At 72.6% G+C, this 21,489-nt stretch carries 14 protein-coding genes; 6 read left to right on the top strand and 8 right to left on the bottom strand.

Translation table 11 applies throughout. From position 1 onward, the window contains the following. The first annotated feature begins 31 nt into the window (after positions 1-31). Positions 32-1,180, top strand: a complete 1,149-nt coding sequence (locus IC607_RS09730) for a diacylglycerol kinase family protein (RefSeq protein ID WP_191787196.1) — start codon at positions 32-34, stop codon at positions 1,178-1,180. 100 nt (positions 1,181-1,280) lie between these two features. Then, complete coding sequence (locus IC607_RS09725) at positions 1,281-2,912, top strand: ATP-binding protein (RefSeq protein WP_191787195.1); 1,632 nt, start codon at positions 1,281-1,283, stop codon at positions 2,910-2,912. Positions 2,913-2,933: 21 nt separating this feature from the next. Here IC607_RS09725 and pheA read toward each other — a convergent pair whose 3' ends face one another. After that, positions 2,934-3,887, bottom strand: a complete 954-nt coding sequence (gene pheA / locus IC607_RS09720; RefSeq protein WP_191787194.1) for a prephenate dehydratase — start codon at positions 3,885-3,887, stop codon at positions 2,934-2,936. A gap of 74 nt (positions 3,888-3,961) precedes the next feature. Between pheA and IC607_RS09715 the strand changes: the two genes are divergently transcribed. Further along, positions 3,962-6,145: a hypothetical protein gene (locus IC607_RS09715; protein WP_191787193.1), complete on the top strand. Its 2,184-nt coding sequence runs from the start codon at positions 3,962-3,964 to the stop codon at positions 6,143-6,145. Here IC607_RS09715 and IC607_RS09710 read toward each other — a convergent pair. Genes IC607_RS09710 through IC607_RS09700 form a run of 3 tightly spaced genes read right to left on the bottom strand, consistent with a single transcriptional unit; the run spans position 6,128 to position 11,495 of the window. After that, the gene (locus IC607_RS09710) at positions 6,128-9,784 is read right to left on the bottom strand and encodes a hypothetical protein (RefSeq protein ID WP_191787192.1); all 3,657 of its coding nucleotides are present in this window, start codon (positions 9,782-9,784) and stop codon (positions 6,128-6,130) included. The two genes, IC607_RS09715 and IC607_RS09710, sit on opposite strands and share 18 nt — an antisense overlap. A gap of 32 nt (positions 9,785-9,816) precedes the next feature. Then, positions 9,817-10,638, bottom strand: a complete 822-nt coding sequence (locus IC607_RS09705) for a glycosyltransferase family 2 protein (RefSeq protein WP_370526120.1) — start codon at positions 10,636-10,638, stop codon at positions 9,817-9,819. A 38-nt stretch (positions 10,639-10,676) separates the two neighbouring features. After that, positions 10,677-11,495, bottom strand: a complete 819-nt coding sequence (locus IC607_RS09700; protein WP_191787191.1) for a DUF5926 family protein — start codon at positions 11,493-11,495, stop codon at positions 10,677-10,679. A gap of 113 nt (positions 11,496-11,608) precedes the next feature. Between IC607_RS09700 and IC607_RS09695 the strand changes: the two genes are divergently transcribed. Then, complete coding sequence (locus tag IC607_RS09695) at positions 11,609-12,973, top strand: uracil-xanthine permease family protein (protein WP_191787190.1); 1,365 nt, start codon at positions 11,609-11,611, stop codon at positions 12,971-12,973. A gap of 134 nt (positions 12,974-13,107) precedes the next feature. Continuing rightward, positions 13,108-14,790 (top strand): phosphoglucomutase (alpha-D-glucose-1,6-bisphosphate-dependent), encoded by a 1,683-nt coding sequence (gene pgm / locus IC607_RS09690; protein ID WP_191787189.1) that lies wholly within the window; start codon positions 13,108-13,110, stop codon positions 14,788-14,790. Positions 14,791-14,855: 65 nt separating this feature from the next. Here the strand turns inward: pgm and IC607_RS09685 are convergent, their stop codons facing one another. From IC607_RS09685 to IC607_RS09670, 4 genes are all read right to left on the bottom strand, one after another. Next, complete coding sequence (locus tag IC607_RS09685) at positions 14,856-15,872, bottom strand: LacI family DNA-binding transcriptional regulator (protein ID WP_191787188.1); 1,017 nt, start codon at positions 15,870-15,872, stop codon at positions 14,856-14,858. Positions 15,873-15,894: 22 nt separating this feature from the next. Next, on the bottom strand, positions 15,895-16,797 hold the full coding sequence (locus tag IC607_RS09680) for a carbohydrate ABC transporter permease (protein WP_191787187.1): 903 nt from the start codon (positions 16,795-16,797) through the stop codon (positions 15,895-15,897). A gap of 1 nt (position 16,798) precedes the next feature. Continuing rightward, complete coding sequence (locus tag IC607_RS09675) at positions 16,799-17,743, bottom strand: carbohydrate ABC transporter permease (protein ID WP_370526119.1); 945 nt, start codon at positions 17,741-17,743, stop codon at positions 16,799-16,801. 121 nt (positions 17,744-17,864) lie between these two features. Next, a complete protein-coding gene (locus IC607_RS09670) occupies positions 17,865-19,202 on the bottom strand; it encodes an ABC transporter substrate-binding protein (RefSeq protein ID WP_191787186.1) in 1,338 nt (445 codons plus the stop codon). Between the two features lie 202 nt (positions 19,203-19,404). On the opposite strand from IC607_RS09670, the gene IC607_RS09665 reads away from it, so the two are divergent. Next, entirely contained in the window at positions 19,405-21,426 is a 2,022-nt protein-coding gene (locus tag IC607_RS09665; protein WP_191787185.1) for a beta-galactosidase, read from the top strand. Positions 21,427-21,489 lie beyond the last annotated feature (63 nt).

Raw genomic sequence — 21,489 nt, 5'->3', positions numbered from 1 at the left:
CCGTGTCGGCGCCTCCCAGTAGGTTGCGCATGTGACGGGAGTCGAGTGGGCGGCGCTGATAGCGGTCGTGCTCGCGCTCGTCGCGATCGGGCTCGCGGTGCAGGTGCGTCGCCAGCAGACCAGGCTGCACCGCCGGCTGGAGGCCGTCGGTGTCAGTCCCGAGGCGCGCGGGCTGGCCCAGGAGGTCGACGACGGCGGACTGCTCGTCGCGTTCGTCGCGAACCCGTCCAAGCCCGATGCGGCCGAGCTGCGTGCGGCCGTCCACCGCACCGCCGCCGAGCTGGGCGCGGCGGACCCGCTGTGGCTGGAGACGACCGTCGATGACCCGGGGGTCGGGCAGGCGCGAGCCGCGCTCGAGGCCGGCGCGGACGTCGTCGTCGCGGTCGGGGGCGACGGGACGGTCCGGGCCGTCGCGGAAGGGCTCGTCGGCTCGGGGGTCCCCATGGGCCTGGTGCCCATCGGCACCGGCAACCTGCTGGCCCGCAACCTCGACATCCCTCTGGGCGACCCGCTCGCCGCGCTGCGCATCGCGCTGACGGGCAACGACCGGCCCATCGACGTCGGCTGGATGCGCGTCCTGCGGTTCGAGGACGACGTCGAGGACAAGGTGGCCGAGGCGGCCGACGACGTGCCGCACGCCCCCGACCAGCCGCGCGACCACATCTTCCTGGTCATCGCGGGCCTCGGCTTCGACGCCGCGATGGTCGCCGACACCAACCCGCAGCTCAAGGCGAAGGTGGGCTGGATCGCCTACTTCGTCGCGGGCTTCAAGCACCTGCGCGGCGACCGCGTCCGCGTGCACGTGCGCGTCGACGACGAAAAGACGACGACCGCCCGCATGCGCAGCCTGCTCGTCGGCAACTGCGGTCGCCTGCCCGGCGGCCTGACCCTGATCCCCGACGCGGTGCTCGACGACGGCTGGCTCGACCTGGCCGCCATCGACACCCGCGGCGGCATCGCCGGCTGGGCACAGCTGTTCGGCGAGGTGGTCCTGCAGGGCTGGGGCATGAGCAACGACCTGCCCCACAAGATCGGTCGGATCGACCACCGCCGCGCGCAGACCGTCCGCATCGTCGTCCCGTCCGGCGAGTACGCCCAGGTCGACGGCGACATCATCGGCCGCGTCACCGAGGTCGCGGCCCGCGTCGACCCGGGCGCCCTGGTTGTCCGGACGGCATAGTGATCTCGCGACGCGCCCGGTTCTGATCATGGGGCGGCACCGACACGACGCCGCCCGCATATGCCATACTTGTTCAGTCGACGAACGGGCGAGAATAACTATGGCATATCCGCTCTACCACGAGGCCGGGCCGCGCGACCTCCCCATGACGATGGTCGGCGAGGAGTTCAGGTCAGCCTTCCCCTGCGAGAGCGATTACATCGAGTTCAAGCAAGGTCTCCCCGAGACGAAGATCCGCGAAGCAGTCACCGCGTTCTCGAACTCTGATGGCGGGGTCGTCCTGCTCGGCGTGCGCAACGACGGCGTTCCTCAGGGGATCTCCACCGACGGCGAGACGGTCGCGCGTATCCACCGCATGGTCACCGGCGTGCGCAACCCCGGCCGTTACGACATCCGCGCTCTCCTTGTCGATGACAAGAGCGTGCTCGCCCTCTCCGTGCACCGACGGCGCGAAGGCTTCGCGCAGATGAATGATGGCCGAGTGATGGTCCGGCGCGGAGCCATGAACACCCCTCTCTTCGACGCGGAGCTTGCAACCTTCATCAGTTCCAGGGCGCTTGCACGGTTCGAGTCGACCGCTCTGAAGATCCGCCTCCGGGACGCGCAGCAGGCCCTCATCGAACGGGTGCGTGCCGCGTCCGGGTGGTCGGGCGACGACCTCAACAGCCGGCTCCGTGAGGCGGGCCTCATCGACGCAGCGACCGACGACCCCGCTCTGACCGTCGCCGGCGCGCTCTACCTTCTCGACCGTCCCGCCGACGTGCTCGGCAAGGCGTACGTCGAGGTTTTCCGATACCGAGACGGGTCCGACACCTATGACCGTCGGCTCGAGATTGCTGGACCGATCGACCAGCAGGTCGAGCAGGCGACCCAAGTCCTCCTGTCCGAGCTCGGTGCTGATGTCGTCATCCTCGGTGTTCATCGCCACGAACTGCCCCGCGTACCGGAAGCCGTCCTTCGCGAAGCCGTCGCGAATGCTGTCGCCCACCGGACGTACGAGACGACCGGTCAGGCAGTGCGGATCGAGATCCGCCCGGATCGCCTCATCATCCGCTCCCCCGGAGGCCTCCCAGAGCCTGTGACGCTCGCGAACATCCGCGAACAGAACGCCGCCCGGAACGTCGACACCATCAAGCTCCTGCGCAGGTTCAGACTCGCCGAGGACGCCGGGCTCGGGATCGACGTCATGCAGGACGCGATGGAAGCAGCACTTCTCGAGCCGCCGGCATTCAGCGCAGACCAGAGCCACGTCGCGGTCACACTGCCATTGAACTCGACCGTGACACCTCAAGAAAGGGCGTGGATCTCTGAGATCGAGCAAAGAGGGGACATCCGATCGAAGGATCGAGTCCTCCTGCTCCACGCCGCCCGGGGCCAGGTCTTGACGAACGGCGCCGCGCGCGACCTGCTCGGTGTCGACAGCGTGCATGCACGGAACTCATTGCAGCGCCTGCGCGATCAGGGCTACCTCGAGCAGTCTGGAGAGCGTGGAGGGGCGTCGTATGTCCTCGCCAGTGGCCTCGGGCCTCCGGCCGGGCTCCGACTTGATCACGAAGGACTTGAGAACGTCGTGCTGTCCATGGCGGCCGTTGGGCGGATCACGAATGAGGACGTGCGCGCTCGCACGGGGCTTGATAGGGCCCGGGTCCTCACGCTGCTCACCGGACTGGTCGAACACGGCCGCCTCACTCGGCATGGTCAGCGCCGGGGTACCTACTACACGCTGCCCTGACGGCAGCCCAGTGCGCGCAGCTCAGGTCGCCGAGCCGTCGCGGACGCCGCGCAGCCACGCGCGCGCCTCGACGAAGTCGGCGTCGGCGGTCCCGACGTGCACGGTCGGCGCGACGGCGTCGGCGCGCGGGTAGGACCCGAGGAACCGCACGAACGGGCAGCGCCGACGCAGGCCCATGATGGCCTCGCCGACGCGCTCGTCGAGCACGTGGCCCTCCGCGTCGAGGGAGAACGAGTACCGGCCGAGCGCGTCGCCGATGGGCCGCGACTCGATGCGGGACAGGTTCACGCCGCGGGCGGCGAACTGCTCGAGCATGGCCAGCAGGGCGCCGGCCTCGTTGTCGGGCAGGTGCACGACGAGGGTCGTCTTGTCGGCGCCGGTGGGGGCGGGGACGTCGCCGGGGTGGCCGACGAGCACGAATCGCGTGACGGCCGTCGCGTTGTCGGCCACGTCGTGGGCGAGCGCGGTCAGGCCGTAGGTGTCGAGGGACGGCGGCGGGACCAGGGCGGCGTCGAACGGCAGCGGGCCGTCGGCCTGGGCGATGAGCGCGGCGGGCGCGGTGTTCGACGTCGCGGGCACGTGGACGGCGTCGGGCAGGTGCTGCGCGATCCAGCGTCGGCACTGCACCCACGCGTGCGGGTGGGCGGAGATGCGACGGACGTCCGCCAGGGTGCGCCCGGGCGCGGCGGCCAGCGTGAACTGCACCGGCACCAGCATCTCGCGCAGCAGCACCAGCGGCTCGCCCGTGGACAGGCTGTCGAGCGTGGCCGTGACGCCACCCTCGGCCGTGCTCTCGATGGCGACGACCGCGAAGTCCGCGTCCCCGGAACGGACGGCCGCGATGGCGGACGTGACGTCCGTCTGCGGGAGGTACGTGGCCTCGTCGGGCCCGACGACCTGGCGCAACGCGGCCTCGGTGAACGTGCCCGCGGGTCCCAGGTACGCGTAGCGCGACCCGACGATCGGTGCAGACATGACCCTCCTCACACGGTGCCCGCGCCTCGGTCGCGCACCCCGGGTCGAGGGTAGTGCGCACGTAGGCTTGGGCGGTGCCCTGTCCCGCGAGTCGTCGAGCCGCCCGTCCCGGGGTGCGCAGCGCGCTGGTGCTGCTCGCGGCGCTGCTGGCCGTGCTCGTCGCGCCGACGACCGCTTGCGCGGCCACCCCGGACGACCATCCGGTCCTGCTCGTCGGCGTCGCGGGCGTGCGCTGGGACGACGTCGACCGGACCACGACGCCCGCGCTGTGGGAGCTGTCCCGCACCGCCTCGGTCGGCCTCGTCGCGACGCGCGCCATCTCCGCGCGCTCGTGCCCCGCGGACGGCTGGCTCACGGTCTCGGCGGGGATCCGTGCGGCCGACGAGCGCACGGACGACGGTGCCTGCCTGACGCTCGACGAGCCGGCCGGCGGTGACGTCCCGCGCTGGTCGGACTACGTCGCGTCCGCGTCCTCGCAGTCCTACGGCGCGAAGCCCGGTCTGCTCGGCGACCGGCTGGAGGACGCGGGCACCACGACGACCGCCATCGGCCCCGGCGCGGCGATCGCGCTGGCCGACTCCGACGGCAGCGTCGCCGGTGGCTACGAAGCCCTGCCCGACGACGCGACCGGGATCACCGACGCGGTCCGAACGGCGCTCGGCTCGTCGCGTCTCGTCGTCGTCGACGCCGGGGCTGTGCAGGTGCCCGTGAGCGGCGAGCCGCTCGGCGAGGAGGCGCTGGCGGCCGCGCGCGCGCCGCAGGTCCACGCGGTCGACGAGCGGATCGGCGCCGCGATCGCTGCCGCCCCCGCCGACACGACGGTCCTGGTCGTCTCCCTGGCCACCGAAGGGCGGTCCACGCTCCAGCTCGCCGCCGCGACCGGGCCCGCGCCGCGCGGCGGGACGTACGCCGACGACCTGCTGACCTCCGGCTCCACGCAGCAGGACGGGCTGATCCAGGTCATCGACGTCACGCCCACGATGCTCGAGTCGGTGGGCCTCGGCGAGGGCACGCTGCCGGGAGCCACGATCTCTCCCACCCCCGGCCCGACGAGCGCCGACGAGCGTGTCGACGGCCTCGTCGACATCCAACGGCACGCCGGGTACGCGTCGTACGTGTCCGGCGGCTACACGACGCGGATCGTCGTCCTCGACGCGCTGCTGTTCGCCGCCGCGGCGGCGGTCCTCCTGGTGCTCGGGGGCGCCGGCCGCACCCGACGCGCGCTGCTCCGCGTCCTGCAGGTGGCCGCGACCGCGCTGGCCGCCGGGCCGGTCGCGGGCTTCCTGGCCGGGCTGGTGCCGTGGTGGCGGGCCGAGCACCCGACGCCGGCGTTCCGCTGGACGGTGCTGGGCATCACGGCCGTCGTCACGGCGATCGCCCTGGCGGGGCCGTGGCGACGCGTGATCTGGGGTCCGGCCGGGGTCGTCGCCGGGCTGACGGTCGGCACGCTCGCCATCGACGCCGTGACGGGCTCGCACCTGGTGATCGACGCACCGTGGGGTGCGCAGCGCCTGGTCGCCGCCCGCTTCTACGGCATGAGCAACCAGGGCTTCGCGCTGCTCGTCGCCGCCGGTCCGATCCTCGCGGCGGCGGTCGCAGCGCCCTTGCTGCGCCGCGGGAGGCGTGGCCTGGCGGTCGCGTGCACCGCCGGACTCGGCCTGGTGCTGATCGTCGTCGACGGCGCCCCGGGCCTCGGCAGCGACTTCGGCGGTCCGCCCGCCCTCCTGGTCGCGTTCGCGCTGCTCACGGCCGTGGTCGCGGGTCGGCGCGTGACGTGGCGGGCCGCGCTGACGGTCTGCGTCGTCGGCGCGCTCGTCGTCGGCGCCTTCGCCTTCGCCGACTACCTCCGGCCCGCCGACTCCCGCACGCACGTCGGCCGGTTCGTCGCCACCGCGCTCGACGGCGGGTTGTGGGACACGCTCGACCGCAAGATCTCCACGAACATCAGCCTGCTGACGAGCTGGCGCTACCTGCTGCTGACGCTCAGCGGCGTCGCGATCACGTGGCTCGTGCTGCGCGCGGCCCGCCGTGGACCCCTGGCGGGCCTCGACGACGCCGTCCCGCTGCTGCGCGCGACGGTCGCGGCCATCGGCGCCGGGCTCGGGGTCGGGTTCCTCATCAACGACTCCGGCATCGTCATCCCCGCCGCGGGTTTCTCCGTCGCGGTCCCGTGCCTGGTCGCCCTGGTCGCCCAGTGGCGTCGCACGACGCCCGTGCCGCCGAGCGCTGACGCTCCAGGGTCACGCGCCGACGAGTAGCAGCGCCACCGTCCCGGCGAGCACGACCGCCGCAGCGACGAGCGCGAGTCGCGCCCGTCCCGCGCGTCGCAGCACCTCACGGACCACCCACGCCGTCGCGATGCCGGAGAACCCGACCACCACGACGATCGCCACGGCGGGCCGCCCGGTCGCGGTCGGCGCACCCAGCAGACCGCCGCGCGTCAGGCGGCCGCCGAGCGGCACATCGAGGACCAGCAGCACCCAGGTGAACACAGCGACGGTCGCGGCGGGCGCCCAGCGCACGCGCCGTCCGACGAGCCCGGCGCCGCCGGCCACCGCCGCCGTGCACAGCGTCAGCGACACCCACAACCCCACGGTCGCGTGGTCCCCGCGCCACCAGCCCGTGCTCGCCGTCACCACGGCCCCCGCGGGCAGGCACGCCAGCACGACGAGCGCCACGTCGACCGCGGACCGCACGCGCGGACGTCGTCGGGCCGCGACGTGCGCCCAGCCCAGCAGGAGCGCCAGGGCGCCCGCCGCGACGGCGAGCGGGACGGTCGCGTCGTGGAGCAGGTGCGTGCGCACGTTGACACCCGCCAGCTGGTCGACGGTGACGTCGACCTGGGAGGGGCGCTCCTCGCCGATCACGACGGACGAGCCGAGGACCGAGCCCGGGACGTCGGCACCGACGTCGGTCAGCAGGGTCGCCGTCGTGTCCGTCAGGCGCACCACGCCCGTGGACCGCGTCGACGCCGAGGTCAGGTAGGTGGCCGTCGCCGGGCGGCCGATGCGGGCGGCACCGACGCCGAGCGCCTCGGTGCCCGGCTCGGCCCGCGCCGTGTCGACCACCAGCACGGTCGTCGACGTCGGCACGACGGCCAGCAGCTGCCGGAGCACGTCGTCGACGACGGCCGCGTCGCCGGCCGTCCCCGCGTCGACCAGCGTGACCGGGCACGCGAACGCATCGGACGGGTCGGCGAGCGCGGCGTCGAGCGTGCGGTACCGGGCGACGGTCCCGTCCCCGCGCGCGAGCCCGAGGGCCGCGCCGGGCCCGACGGCCGTGCTGCACGCGGTCAGGCCGTCGCCCAGCACGCCCAGGTGGGCCGCGCCGGGCTGCGCGCCGAGCAGCTCGCTCCAGCCCTGCACGCTCGCGCCGTCGCCGTCGGGCACCACGGCCCAGCTGCGGCACACGTAGGTGTCGCCGGACTTCTCGTCGGCGACGGTCGTGGCGCCCGACGAGATCGACAGCCAGCCCTGAGCCGGGCACTTCTCGACGCCGGCGGCCATGACCCCCGCGGCCGGGGCGCCCTCGCGCAGCAGCCCCCACAGGGTCGGGGTGTGCGAGCGCGTGACGTCGTCCCAGCTCACGCCGCCCGTCCCGACGACGACCACGGGGGAGCCACCGGCCAGGAGCGCGGGCCCGTCGGCGCGCGTGGCGCCTCCGGCCTGCGCGGCCAGCGGGAAGGCCGACGTGGTGAGCAGCAGCAGGACGCCGAGCACGCCGCCCGTCGCGACGACGACCGCGGGCATCGCCCGCAGCACGGGCTCGTCGGCGACCTCGAGGGCGGGGGCGCGCCGCCCGGCCCACGCGTCCGCCATCGCCGAGGCACCCAGCAGACCGCCCGCGACACCCAGCAGGACGACGGCCACGACCACGCCGGAGTCGTTGACGAGCGAGCCCGCCACCGCGGCGACGACGACCGCCCGCAGAGTCGCGCGCAGGCCGACCCACTCGTCGTCGAGCCGCCGCAGCACGGCGGGCCGCCACCGGTCCGGGCCGACGAGGACCGCGCAGATCCCGAGGCACGCGAGGGCGGCGGCCGCTCCGGCGGGCTGGTCCACGGTCGCCCAGGCGCCGGCCGCCTTGCGCCCCACGACGTCGAGCGCGTCGCCGTCGATGATGCGCTGTACGAAGAGGCCGAGGTGCGTGCTGCGTCCGGGCCGGGCCCAGTCGACCACGGCGACGGCGGCCACGACGGCCACGGCTGCGACGACCGCGACGACGACCCGACGCGGCGAGAGCGCGACGCCGCTGAGCGGCAGCAGCAGCACGGCGAACGCGAGCACCAGCGTCAGCGCACCGCCGAAGTCGGCACCGAACGTCGGCCAGCCGTCCACCAGCACGGACAGGGCCGCGACGACGACGGCGGCCACAAGGCCCGCTCGTCGTCGGCCGGCCCGCCGGCCGCCCACCGCGAGCGCTCCGGCGAGCACGAGCGCCGCCGCCGCGTAGGCGCCGAACGTGGTGTTGCCGAAGCCGAAGTACCGGGCCCCGGAGGTCGGCGTGATGCCGAAGACGGAACCCTGCTGCAGGACGGTGCCGGTGACGCCGTCGACGGTCGTGAGCAGCCAGGACACGCCCGCTGCCACGGCCGCGAGCCGCCACGGGCCTCGCGGAAGCAGTCGGGACACCAGCCACGACACGAGCGCGACCGCGACCGTGCCGACCGTGAACCAGACCGTCGCGGCGACCAGGGGCGCAGGCCGCACCCACCATCGCGACAGCACCGAGAGCTGCGCGCCGGCGGGCATCGCCGCCCCGAGCAGGACGACCGCGATCGCGACACGCCCCAGCGCCCGCCCCGGACCGCGCGGCCGCCGCCGGCGCGACACCAGGACGGCGCCGACGACGAGCCCGACCGCGACGCCCACGACCGCCAGGACACGAGGCAGCAGGTACGGCGTCACCGTCGTCATCTCGGCGAGGTAGCGGCGGTTGTCGAGCGTGCGCTGCGTGGACATGCGCCGCTCGGACCCGGTCTCGAGCGGTGCGCCGTCCAGGTCGGCGGTCTCGCCGCCCACCCGCTGGACGACCGTCGCCGAGAGGTCGGTGAGCGTGACGACGCCCGGCAGCCGGGTCGACGCCGATGTCAGCCACGCGACCGGGCCGCCGCCGCGACGCCAGTCGACGACCGCCTGCAGGCCGGCCTCGCCCGTCGGGCTGTCGGAGACGCCCGCGACGACGACGTCTGTGCCGATCGGCACCTGCGCCGTGATGGTGCGGAGCTGGTCGTCGAGCGCGGCGAGGGCGGCCAGGCGCGCCGCCCGGTCGGTGGGCAGCTCGCCGACGTCGAGCACGGTCACCGCGCACGACCGCAGCACGCTGCCGTCGTCGTCGAGCGCGTCGAAGTAGCGCGTGACCTGTCCGTCCGGCCGCGCGAGCGCGACGGCGGCGCCGGGTCCGACGGCGTTGGCGCACCGCTCGGAGTCGTCGACCCGCTGCCCCACGGTTCCCGGTGTCCCCGCGACACCGGGCTGCGCGGCGGGGTCGACGAGGTCCGCCCACCCCCGCACCCGCGCCCGCGGATCGGTCGTCGTGCGGACGTCGGGCAGGTCGTCGCACGTCGTCGTGCCGGCGGCCTCGTCGGCGGGCGCGGAGACGCGGCTGGCCGCGGAGATCGTCAGCCACGCGTCCAGCGGGCAGGTGACCTTGGCCAGGGCGTGCACGGAGATCGAGCCGACCGAACCCTCGGAGACCATCCCCCACAGCCGCGGCGTCGTGGTCCGGTCGATGTCCGACCAGTGCAGCCCGCCGACGCCGACGAGCACGAGGCCGTCGTCGTCCGCTGCGTGCGCCGCACCCGCGGGGACGACCAGCGCGAGCAGGGCCAGGACACCGACAGCAAGCGTCGCGAACCACGCCCGGACGCGGGCTCGGCTCGGCGCGGCGGGCAGCACGGCTCCAGGTTACGGGTCGCCTGCGGCGACGATCAGCGGTGCGTGGGTGATGCGGGCCTGGGCGCGATCTTGCGCTTGACGGCGCCCGCGACGGACCGCGCCCGACGAGCGCTGACGGCGAGCTGCACGTCCTTGTACTGGGCGGCGCGGTGGAGCTGACCCTTGAGGTCGGTTCCCGACGGCCGGTGCCGCAGGTCGCACGGCACCTCGACGACGCGGAACCCGCGCCGCAGCAGGTCGATCGTCATGCCCGTCTCGACGCCCCAGCCGTGCGCGAGCGGCGTAGCGGCCTCGAACGCCTCCCGCGTCAGGCAGCGCATGCCGGACAGCGGCTGCGTGGGGGTCCAGCCGGTCAGCGACGCGATGGCCCGACGAGCGGCGCCGACGACGATGCCGCGGCCGCCCGCACCGGGCTGCGGCGGGATCAGCGCGATCGCGAGGTCGGTGTGGCCCTCGACCACGGGCCGGACCAGGGGCGCGGTGTTGACGGCCGTCTCGCCCAGGTCGCCGTCGATGAACAGCAGGATGCGCGGCTCACGGTCCGGGGCGTCACGCATCGCGACGACGGCCGCGCCGGTCTCCATCGCCGCGGCCTTGCCCCGGTTGTGCGAGTGCCGGACGACGACCGCGCCGGCCTCCCGGGCGACGTGCTGCGTGTTGTCCTCGGAGCCGTCGTCGACCACGAGCACCAGGTCGACGTTCGGGATCGCCTTGGCCGAGCGGACGGTCGCCGCGATGCGGCGGGACTCGTCCTTGGCGGGGATGACGACCGCGACGCGCTGGCGAGACGCCCTGCGGGGGACGCGGGCATGACCCTCCGCGCCCGCGGGGGTGGAGGCGCCCTGGTCCGTCACGACGATCAGCCTATCGAGGTCGGTTGCTCGTTCGCGTGTCAGCGGAGGGTGACCTGGCGGGCCACCAGGCCCGCGCGAGCCCGACGCTCGTTGGCGTCGAGCGGGTTCGTGTCCTCCAGCGCTGCGGTGAACGAGGGCGCGAACGCGGCGACGGCGTCCTGGATGTCGTCGGCCTCGGCACCGCGCGGCAGCTCCCACACCGGCACGACGAGACCCGACGAGCGGAAGTAGCCGACGAACTTGGCGCCCTCGAAGCCGGACGCCCGCTTGGCGTGCAGGCGGGCGAGCCCGTCCAGGACCACCTGCTCCTCGTGCGGCTGGGCCCAGCGCAGGAACTCGCGCGCTCCCATGCGGCACCAGTAGGCCGACTCGACGCCCTCGAGCTTGACCGTGTCGATGATGCCGGCGTCGGCCTCCTCGATCGCGGCTGCCAGGTCGTCGGTCCGCTCGACGTCCGGCGCGAGCCAGTACGCGAACGTGTCGTGGACGGTGACCTCGAACGGGACGCTCAGGTCGAGCACGTCCTGGAGGCGCGGGCCGGCCTCGGGCAGGCCGGTGAGCTCGATCGCGGTGCCGGGCTCGGCGTCCACGGCCTCGAGCAGCGCGGCGGCCAGGTCGCGGCTCGCGTCACCCGAGCTGTGCGCCGTCTGCAGGGCCAGCAGGATCACGCCGTCGGCGCGGTGCAGCGCGGGCCACGCCTGCGGCAGGACCGTGGTGACCAGCACCTCCTTGGCGCCGTGCTCCGTGGTGGTGCGGGCCGTGGCGGTCGCGGCGGGCACGACCTCCTTCAACGCCACCCAGTCGGGCTCACCGGGGAGACCCTCGAAGGGACGCAGGACGAAGTCGCTCGTAGCCATGCGCGCAAGGCTACCGGCGGCGCGGCCGACCGTCGGACCGTTGTCGTGCCGGTGGGCGCGTTGCTAGCGTCCTGACCTGCGCAGGGGCCGCTTCGACGACGAGGGACGACGACATGAGCCTGGGCTGGCGTGTGCACGGAGACGGTCGGACGATCCCGCCGGGTCAGGTGGTGGCGCCCGACGAGCGCCTCAGCTGGCCGCGCACCGTCGGGATCGGGATGCAGCACGTCGTCGCGATGTTCGGCGCGACGTTCCTGGTGCCGCTGCTGACCGGCTTCTCGCCGGCGACGACGCTGTTCTTCTCCGCGATCGGCACGGCGCTGTTCCTGCTGATCACGCGCAACCGGCTGCCCAGCTACCTGGGCTCGTCGTTCGCGTTCATCGCGCCCATCACGGCGGCGACAGCGAGCGACGGCCAGTCGGTCGCGCTCGGCGGGATCGTCATGACGGGTCTGCTGCTGGTGATCGTCGGCGTCGTCGCGCACCTGGCCGGGACGGGCTGGATCAACGCGCTCATGCCGCCCGTCGTCACGGGCACGATCGTCGCGCTCATCGGCTTCAACCTGGCACCGGCCGCGTGGGGCACGTGCACGCAGAGCGTGGTCGACGGGAAGATCGTGGAGAGCTGCACCAACGGCTTCCGCGCCGCACCCGTCACCGCGCTCGTCACGCTGCTGTCGATCATCCTGTGCACGGTGCTGTTCCGGGGGATCCTGGGGCGCCTGTCGATCCTGGTCGGCGTGCTGGTCGGGTACGCGGTCGCGTCGATCCGCGGGGAGGTCGACTTCAAGGCGGTCAAGGGTGCGGACTGGGTGGGCTTCCCGCACTTCATCGGGCCGTCGTTCGACGTCAGCGCGCTCGGCCTGTTCGTCCCCGTGGTGCTCGTGCTCATCGCGGAGAACATCGGGCACGTGAAGTCCGTCGCCGCCATGACGGGCCACGACCTGGACCCCGTGGCCGGCCGCGCGCTGTTCGCCGACGGCCTCGCGACGACGCTCGCCGGGCTCGGCGGCGGGTCCGGCACCACCACGTATGCGGAGAACATCGGGGTCATGGCCGCCACCAAGGTCTACTCGACGGCCGCCTACTGGGTGGCCGCCGCGACCGCCCTCGTGCTGTCGCTGTGCCCCAAGTTCGGCGCGATCGTCGCGTCCATCCCGGCGGGCGTCCTGGGCGGGGCGACGACCGTCCTCTACGGCATGATCGGCATCCTCGGCGCACGGATCTGGGTGCAGAACAAGGTCGACTTCTCCGACCCCAAGAACCTCACGACGGCCGCCGTCGCGCTCGTCGTCGGCATCGCCAACTTCACCTGGCTGCCCGGCGACCTGATCTTCAGTGGCATCGCACTCGGCACCGCCGCCGCCCTGGGCGTCTACCACCTGATGCGCGTCATCGAGACGTGGCGCGGCACGGGCCAGGAACCGGCCACCCCGGCCTCGGTTCCGCAACCGAAGGACCCTGACCCGGTCCACTGACAGCGCAGCCGTGGTGGCAACCGTCGTGCGCTGCGTTTCGTTCGTATAGCGGCAGGAACGCAGCACGCGACGAGTGAGGCAGCCGACGCCAGGCGGGGGCTGCAAATCGGCGTCGGCTGCGGGAGGATCGAGGCATGCACCCGCGCGCCGGAACACCTGCCCTGCCCGAGGACCTGATCGACGTCGACGCGCTGGTCGCGGCGTACTACGACGACGAGCCCGACGTCACGAACCCGGACCAGAAGGTGGTGTTCGGCACCAGCGGCCACCGCGGGTCCGCGTTCAAGAAGGCGTTCAACGAGGCGCACATCGTCGCCATCACCGCCGCGATCATCGAGTACCGCCGCAGCCAGGGCACCGACGGCCCCCTGTTCATCGGCCGCGACACGCACGGCCTGTCCGAGCCGGCCCAGCGCACGGCGCTCGAGGTGCTGGCCGCGGCCGGCGTCGAGGTGCACGTCGACGCCCGCGACTCCTACACCCCCACGCCCGCCGTGAGCCTCGCGATCCTGCGGCACAACGGCGCCGGCACGTCGGAGGGTGTGCGCACGCAGGGGCCGGGGCTCGCGGACGGCATCGTCGTGACCCCGTCGCACAACCCGCCCACAGACGGTGGCTTCAAGTACAACCCGCCGCACGGCGGCCCCGCGGGCTCCGAGGCGACGGGCTGGATCGCCGACCGCGCCAACGAGATCCTCGCGTCGGGCTGGCGCTCGATCCCCCGCGTCCCGTACGAGCAGGCCGCGCGCGCGGCCACGGTCCGCAAGCACGACTACCTGACGATGTACGTCGACGACCTGGCGACGGTCATCGACTTCGACGCGATCCGGTCCGCCGGCGTCCGCATCGGGGCCGACCCGCTGGGCGGCGCGATGGTCGAGTACTGGGGCGTCATCGGCGAGCGCTACGGGCTGGACCTGACCGTCGTGAACACGGTCGCCGACCCGCGCTGGCCGTTCATGACGCTGGACTGGGACGGCAAGATCCGCATGGACTGCTCGTCGCCGTACGCGATGGCATCGCTGGTCAACCGCATGACGGCCGGCGACGGGCCTGCGCCGTACGACATCGCGACGGGCAACGACGCGGACTCCGACCGGCACGGCATCGTCACGCCCGACGGCGGGCTGATGAACCCCAACCACTACCTCGCCGTGATGATCGACTACCTGTACGGCGGCGCGCGTCCGCAGTGGCCGTCCGACGCGGGCATCGGCAAGACCCTCGTCTCGTCCGACCTGATCAGCCGTGTGGGGGCCCGGCTGGGCCGGCGCGTCATCGAGGTGCCGGTCGGGTTCAAGTGGTTCGTGCCCGGGCTGATCGACGCGTCCGTCGGGTTCGGCGGCGAGGAGTCGGCGGGGGCCAGCTTCCTGCGCAAGGACGGGACCGTGTGGACCACCGACAAGGACGGGCCCATCGCGTGCCTGCTCGCGTCCGAGATCCTGGCCGTCACCGGCAAGTCCCCCTCGCAGCGGCACCGCGAGCTGGTCGACGAGTTCGGCGAGTCCTGGTACGCCCGCATCGACGCCGAGGCGACGCGCGAGCAGAAGGCCACGCTCGCTGCCCTCTCCCCGGAGCAGGTGGCCGCGACGACGCTCGCCGGCGACCCGATCACCGCGCGCCTGACCAAGGCGCCGGGCAACGATGCGTCGATCGGCGGCCTCAAGGTCACCACCGCCAACGCCTGGTTCGCCGCGCGCCCGTCGGGGACCGAGGACGTCTACAAGATCTACGCCGAGAGCTTCGTGTCGGAAGACCACCTGAAGCAGGTCCAGGCGGAGGCCAAGGACGTGGTCTCGGCGGCCCTGGAGGGCTGACCGGCACACCAGCAACGTCCGAGCAAGTGGTCGCTATAGCAGCCACTTGCTCGGACGTTGGGGTCTTAGGTGGTTTCGCGGACGACGAGGGTCGTCGGGAGGGTGATCGCCGCCGGGTCGGCGCCGTCGACGACGTCGAGGAGCAGGCGCACCATCTCCGAGCTGATGCGCTCCAGGGGCTGGCGCATCGTCGTCAGCGCGGGGTCCAGCGTGGCCGCGAGGCCGGAGTCGTCGAACCCGCCGACCGCGACGTCGCCCGGCACGCTGCGGCCGGACTCGCGGAGCACCTGCAGCGCGCCGGTGGCCATGAGGTCGGAGGCGACGAAGACGGCGTCCAGGTCCGGACGGCGCTCGAGCAGCTCGCGCATGCCCGCGGCGCCGCTGGCGCGCGAGTAGTCGCCGTGCACGACGAGGCTCTCGTCGTACGCGTCGCCGAGCTCGGCCCGGTAACCCTCCAGGCGCAGCCGTCCGCCCGACGTGTCCGGGGGGCCGGTGATCGTCGCGATGCGCGTGCGTCCGCGGTCCAGCAGGTGCCTCGTCATGCGGCGACCGCCACCCAGGTCGTCGGCCGCGACGTGCCCGATGGTGGACTCGAAGCCCAGCGGGATGCCGCACGCGATCGTCGGGATGTCCTGCTTGATCAGCGACTTCAGGACGGGGCTGCCGGAGTGCGAGGAGATGAGCAGCACGCCGTCCACGTGCCCGGCGCCGACGTAGTCGAGCACCTGCTTCTGCTCCGCCGGGGTGCCGGCCACCATGAGGAGCAGCGGCATGCCCCGCGCCGCGAGCGCCGTGGCGGCGCCGCGCAGCAGGATGGAGAAGTTGGGGTCCTCGAACAGCAGGTGCTGGGCCTCGGTGAGCAGGAACGCGACGGAGTTGGACCGGCCGGTGGCCAGGCTGCGCGCGTGCTGGTTGAGCGAGTAGCCGGTGCTGGCGATGGCCTCCTCGACGGCGGCCAGGGCCTGCGGCGAGACCCAGTGCCCGCCGTTGATGACGCGCGAGACCGTGCCGCGGGACACGCCGGCCGCGGCCGCCACGTCGCGGATCGTCGGGCGCTTGCGCCCAGCTCCTGTCGGTTCCATGTCGAGTGAACTCTAGGGGCGATCAGGCCTTGACCGCGCCCGCGGCGAGGTCGACCTGCCAGTACCGCTGCAGCAGCAGGAACAGCGCGATCAGCGGGATGATCGACAGCAGCGCACCGGTGATGACGGCCGTGTACATGGCCGGCTGCGAGGCACCCTGGTTCAGCAGGCCCGACAGCCCCACGGTGATGGGGAACAGGCGGTCGTTGCCGAGCATGATGAACGGCAGCATGTAGTTGTTCCAGATGGCGACGAACTGGAACAGGAACACCGTGACGAGGCCCGGGACCATCATCGGGACGGAGATGCGCGTGAAGATGCGCGCCTCGCTGGCGCCGTCGGTGCGGGCCGCCTCGAGGACGTCGTCGGGCACCGAGGCCGCCGCGTAGATGCGCGCCAGGTAGATGCCGTACGGGCTGATGATGCTGGGCAGCAGCACCGACCAATACGTGTTGGTCAGGCCCACCTGGGCGAGCAGCAGGTACTGCGGGATGGCGAGCACGACACCGGGCACCAGCACGCCGGCCAGGATGACGTTGAAGATGGCCTTCTTGCCCGCGAAGCTGAACTTGGCCAGCCCGTAGCCGGCCATCGCGGAGACGATCACCGACAGCAGGGCGCCGACGCCCGCGTACAGCGCGGTGTTGGCCATCCACCGCCAGAACAGGCCGCCGCGGTAGGCGGACAGGTCCTGGATGTTGTCCCACAGGTGCGTCGACGGCGCGAACGTGAAGCTCGAGAACAGCTCGCCGGCGCTCTTCGTCGAGGCGATCAGCACCCACGCCACGGGGAGCAGGCAGTACAGGGCACCCACCAGCAGCACCAGCGTGGACGTGGTGCTGCGCTTGTTCGTCGGGCCGGTCGCGCCGGTCGTCGCGCGGACCTGGGGCGGGTTCTTGACGGGCGTCAGCGTGAGGGTCGTCATGTCAGCTGTTCTCCTGGCTGAAGGCACGGCGCTGCACCAGACGCAGGAAGCCGAACGAGAGCGCGAAGGTGGCGACGGCGATGATCACCGAGGTCGCGGCGGCGGAGTAGATGTCGTCGCGCGTGAAGGCGTCGCGGTACACCTTCATGAGCGGGCTCCAGGTCGACGAGATCGTGTTGGTCAACGGCTTGAGGGTCATCGGCTCGGCGAAGACCTGCAGCGTCGCGATCATCGAGAACAGGAACGTGAGGATGAGCGAGGGCATCACCACGGGGATCTTGATCCGCCAGGCGATGGCCACCTCGGAGGCGCCGTCCAGGCGGGCGGCCTCGTAGAGCTCGGTGGGGATGGCCTTGAGCGCCGTGTAGATGACGATCATGTTGAAGCCGACGCCGCCCCACAGGCCGATGTTGGCGATCGCGAAGATGATCCACGGCGACGACAGCACGTCGGGCACGTCCCAGCCCAGCTTGTCGAAGACGTAGTAGAACGGGCTGACCCGTGGCAGGTACAGGAAGCCCCACAGCAGCGACGCGATGACGGCGGGCACGGCGTAGGGCAGGAAGATCGAGACGCGGGAGAAGCCGCGGCCGCGCGTACGACGAGAGTCGAGCAGCAGCGCGAACAGGAGCGCGAGCCCCAGCATCGTCGGGACCAGGATGAGGCCGTAGATGCCCACGCGGATCACAGACGAGATGAAGTCTGGGTCCGTGAGAGCGCGCGAGTAGTTGGAGAAGCCGGCCCACACCTCCGTGCGGGCCCCCTTGCCGAGGCCCAGGCCGCTGACCTTGACCGAGCGGAAGCTCAGGTAGATCGCGTAGCCGATGGGCAGGGCGAGGAAGAGGGTGAACAGCGTCATCGCCGGCGCGAGGTACACGTACGGGGCGAACCTGCCGCTCCTGCGCCGCGCGGGGCGGGCGCTGGTGGTGGGCGTCTGGACGGTCACGTCCTGGCTCCTGTCGGGGTGGGGCGGGCTGCGGTTGTCGAGGGAATGCGGTTCTCGACGGGAGGCTCGACGAGCGTGCGGGGTGGCCGCCCGGGGGATCGGGCGGCCACCCGCGACGGTCTCACTCCTTGACGTTGAACCCGGAGTTCTTCAGGTCGTCAACCGTCGTCTTCTGCATCGCGGTGAGCGCGGTGAGGAAGTCGGCGGCCTTCTTGGACTCGGCGGCCTTGCCGAACTCGTCGTTGTAGGCCGAGAACGCGACGTTCACGTTCGGACCGTACGTGAACGGCTGCACGGACTTCGCGATGTCCGTGGCCGTCGTGTAGAAGTCGGGCTGGTTCGGGAAGAACGCCGGGGGCTCCGACAGCGCCTGGGCCTGAGCCGGCAGGTCGGCCGGGTAGAGGCCGCCCTTGGAGACCAGGATGTTGACCGCGTCCTGGCTCGTGTTCATCCACTCCGCGAACTTCGCGGCCGCCTCGGCGTGCTTGGACTGGCTGGTCACCGAGGTGGCGGAGCCACCCCAGTTGCCCGTGGCGTCGTCGCCCGCGTTCCACTGCGGCATGGGCGCCATCTTCCACTTGCCCTGGGTGTCGGCGGCGTTGCCCGCCAGCACACCGGGAGCCCAGATCGCGGAGACCCAGCCGGCCTGCGTGCCGTCGTTGAGCGCGGCGTTCCACTCGGGCGTGTACATCGGCTTGTTGTCGATGACGCCCTTCTCCACCAGGTCACCCCAGTACGAGGCCACCTTCTGGGAGGCGGCGCTGTCGATGTCCACCGACCACGCGTCGCCGTCGATGCCCCACCAGGAGGCGCCGGCCTGCTGCGTCAGGCCGGTGAACCAGCCCGCGTCCGTGGCGGAGAACGTGCCGAGGTAGGCCTTCGGGTCCTTCTTGTGCAGCTCGGCGGCGACGTCGGCGTACTCGGCCCACGTCGTCGGGACCTTGAGGTCGTACTTCTTGAAGATGTCCTCGCGGTAGTAGAACTCCATGGGGCCGGAGTCCTGCGGGATGCCGTAGACGGCGTCGCCGCCCAGGGTGACCGACTGCCACGTGCCGTCGGCGAAGTGGCTGGACAGGTCGTCGCTCACGTCGCCCTTGATGTCGGCGAGCGCGTCGGCCGCGACCAGGGTGGGGATCTTCTGGTACTCGGTCTGCATCAGGTCGGGCGCGCCCGATCCTGCCTTGATCGCCGTCAGCAGCTTGGTGACGGCGGGGTCGCCGCCGTCCTGCTTGTTGACGGTGACGTGGATGTCGGGGTTGGCGGCGTTCCACGCCGCGACAACCTCGTCCATGCCCGGGGCCCAGGTCCAGAACGTGAGGTCGACCTTCGCGGCCTTCTCGGTGGTGCTGGCGCCTGCGCTGGGGGTGGTGCTGTCGTCGTCGCCGGACGTGCATCCGGTGGCGAGCAGTGCGGTTGCGGCAACGACCGCCGCGACTCTGATGCCTGACTGCAGGCGCATCTGACCTCCTCGTCATGGTCCGTCGCAGCCTTGCGACGGAGGGTGGCGTCCTGGGACGCCTTGCCTGTGCCCGGTCACAGTAGCCCCGATCGTCGGGGACTTGTCAACACCGGCCTCCAGGGTGTTATCTCGTCGTTGTGAACGGTCCCAGTGCTGGGAACGCGCACAGCCCGTTCGTTGACCACTGACCCGATGGAGAGTCATGCGCGCCGCTCCCGGCCCCCACACGCCGTCCTGGCCCCTCGGCCTCGACGGCATCGCCTACGGCGGCGACTACAACCCCGAGCAGTGGCCGCGCGAGGTCTGGGACACCGACATCGCCCTCATGCACGAGGCCGGCGTCAACCTGGTCAGCATCGGCATCTTCTCCTGGGCGCTGCTCGAGCCGCGCGAGGGCGAGTTCGACTTCGCCTGGCTCGACGAGCTCATCGAGCTGCTGCACGCCGCCGGCATCCGCGTCGACCTGGGCACGCCCACCGCCTCGCCGCCCGCGTGGTTCTTCGCCACCTACCCGCAGGCGCGGGTCGTGACGCGCGACGGCACCGTGCTGGGCTTCGGCTCGCGCGGCATGGCCGGACCCTCGTCGCCCGAGTACCGCGCCGCGTCCGTCCGCATCACCACCGAGCTGGCCCGCCGCTACGGCCAACACCCGGCCATCGCGCTCTGGCACGTCCACAACGAGTACGGCGCCCCGGTGTCCGACGACTACTCGCCCTCGTCGGCCGCCGCCTTCCGCGCCTGGCTGCAGGACCGCTACGGCACGCTCGACGCGCTCAACCAGGCGTGGGGCACGGCGTTCTGGGGTCAGCGCTACGGCGAGTGGGCGCACGTCGGCGCGCCGTCGGTCGCCGCGAGCGCGGTCAACCCGGCGCAGCGCCTCGACTTCGCGCGCTTCACCGACCACGCGCTGCGCGAGTGCTACATCGCCGAGCGCGACGCGATCCGCGCGCACTCGTCCGTGCCGATCACCACCAACTTCATGGCCGCGTCCTGCCCGGCCACGGACCTGTGGGCCTGGGGGCGCGAGGTGGACGTCGTGTCCAACGACCACTACCTGACGGCGGCCGACGAGCACCCCGAGGTCGGTCTGGCCCTCGCCGCCGACCTCACCCGCTCGGTGGCCGGCGGCAAGCCGTGGATGCTCATGGAGCACTCCACGTCGGCCGTGAACTGGCAGCCGCGCAACGTCGCCAAGCGCGGCGGGGAGATGCGCCGCAACTCGCTGTCCCACCTGGGCCGCGGCGCCGACGCGATCCTGTTCTTCCAGTGGCGCGCCTCCCGCTCGGGGGCGGAGAAGTTCCACTCCGCGATGCTGCCGCACACCGGGACGTCGTCGCGCGTGTGGCGTGAGGTCGTCGAGCTGGGTGCCGAGCTGGGGCGCCTGGCGCCCGTGCTGGGCTCCCGCACGCGAGCCGACGCCGCGATCCTGTGGGACTGGGAATCGTTCTGGGCGCAGGACCTGGAGTGGCGTCCGTCGGACGACCTCGACCACCGCGAGCGCGTCGCCGCCTTCCACGAGCGCATGTGGCGCGACGGGCTGACCGTCGACATGGCCCACCCCGAGGACGACCTGTCCCGCTACCCGCTGGTCGTCGCGCCGGCGTCGTACCTGCTCACGGCTGCCGGCGCCGAGAACCTGACCCGGTACGTCGCCGGCGGCGGCACGCTCGTCGTGTCGTACTTCTCCGCGGTCGTCGACGAGTTCGACGCCGTGCACGTGGGCGGCTACGGCGCCCCGCTGCGCGACGCGCTCGGCATGAGCGTCGAGGAGTTCCTGCCGCTGCGCGCCGGCGAGCGCGTGCACGTCGGTTGGTCCGGCAGCGAGCTGACGGGTGACGTGTGGGCCGACGACATCGCGCTGGCCGGTGCCGACGTCGTCGCGAGCTACGTCGACGGCCCCGCGGCAGGCCGGGCGGCGATCACCCGGCACACCCACGGCTCCGGGCACGGCTGGTACGTGTCCACCCGCCTGGACGTCGCGGCGCTCGCGCCTGTGCTGGCGGCCGCCTACCGCGACGCCGGCATCACGCCCCCCGGCCTGCCCGAGGGCGTCGAGGTGCTGCACCGCGAGAGCGACCACGCCACGTTCACGGTGGCCATCAACCACCGCGACGAGCCCGTCGAGATCCCGGCCACCGGCACCGAGCTGCTGAGCGGCGACACGCTGACCGGCGCGCTCAAGGTCCCCGCCGGCGCCGTCCGCGTGGTGCGCACACCCCGCTGACCGCCCTTCCCCAACAACGTCCGAGCACGTGGTTGCCATTGCAGCCACTTGCTCGGACGTCGT

It is taken from the genome of Cellulomonas sp. JH27-2 (assembly GCF_014837175.1).
Taxonomy (GTDB): domain Bacteria; phylum Actinomycetota; class Actinomycetes; order Actinomycetales; family Cellulomonadaceae; genus Cellulomonas.
Note: the sequence above shows the minus strand (reverse complement) of the source record. Positions and strands in the feature narration are given on the sequence as shown.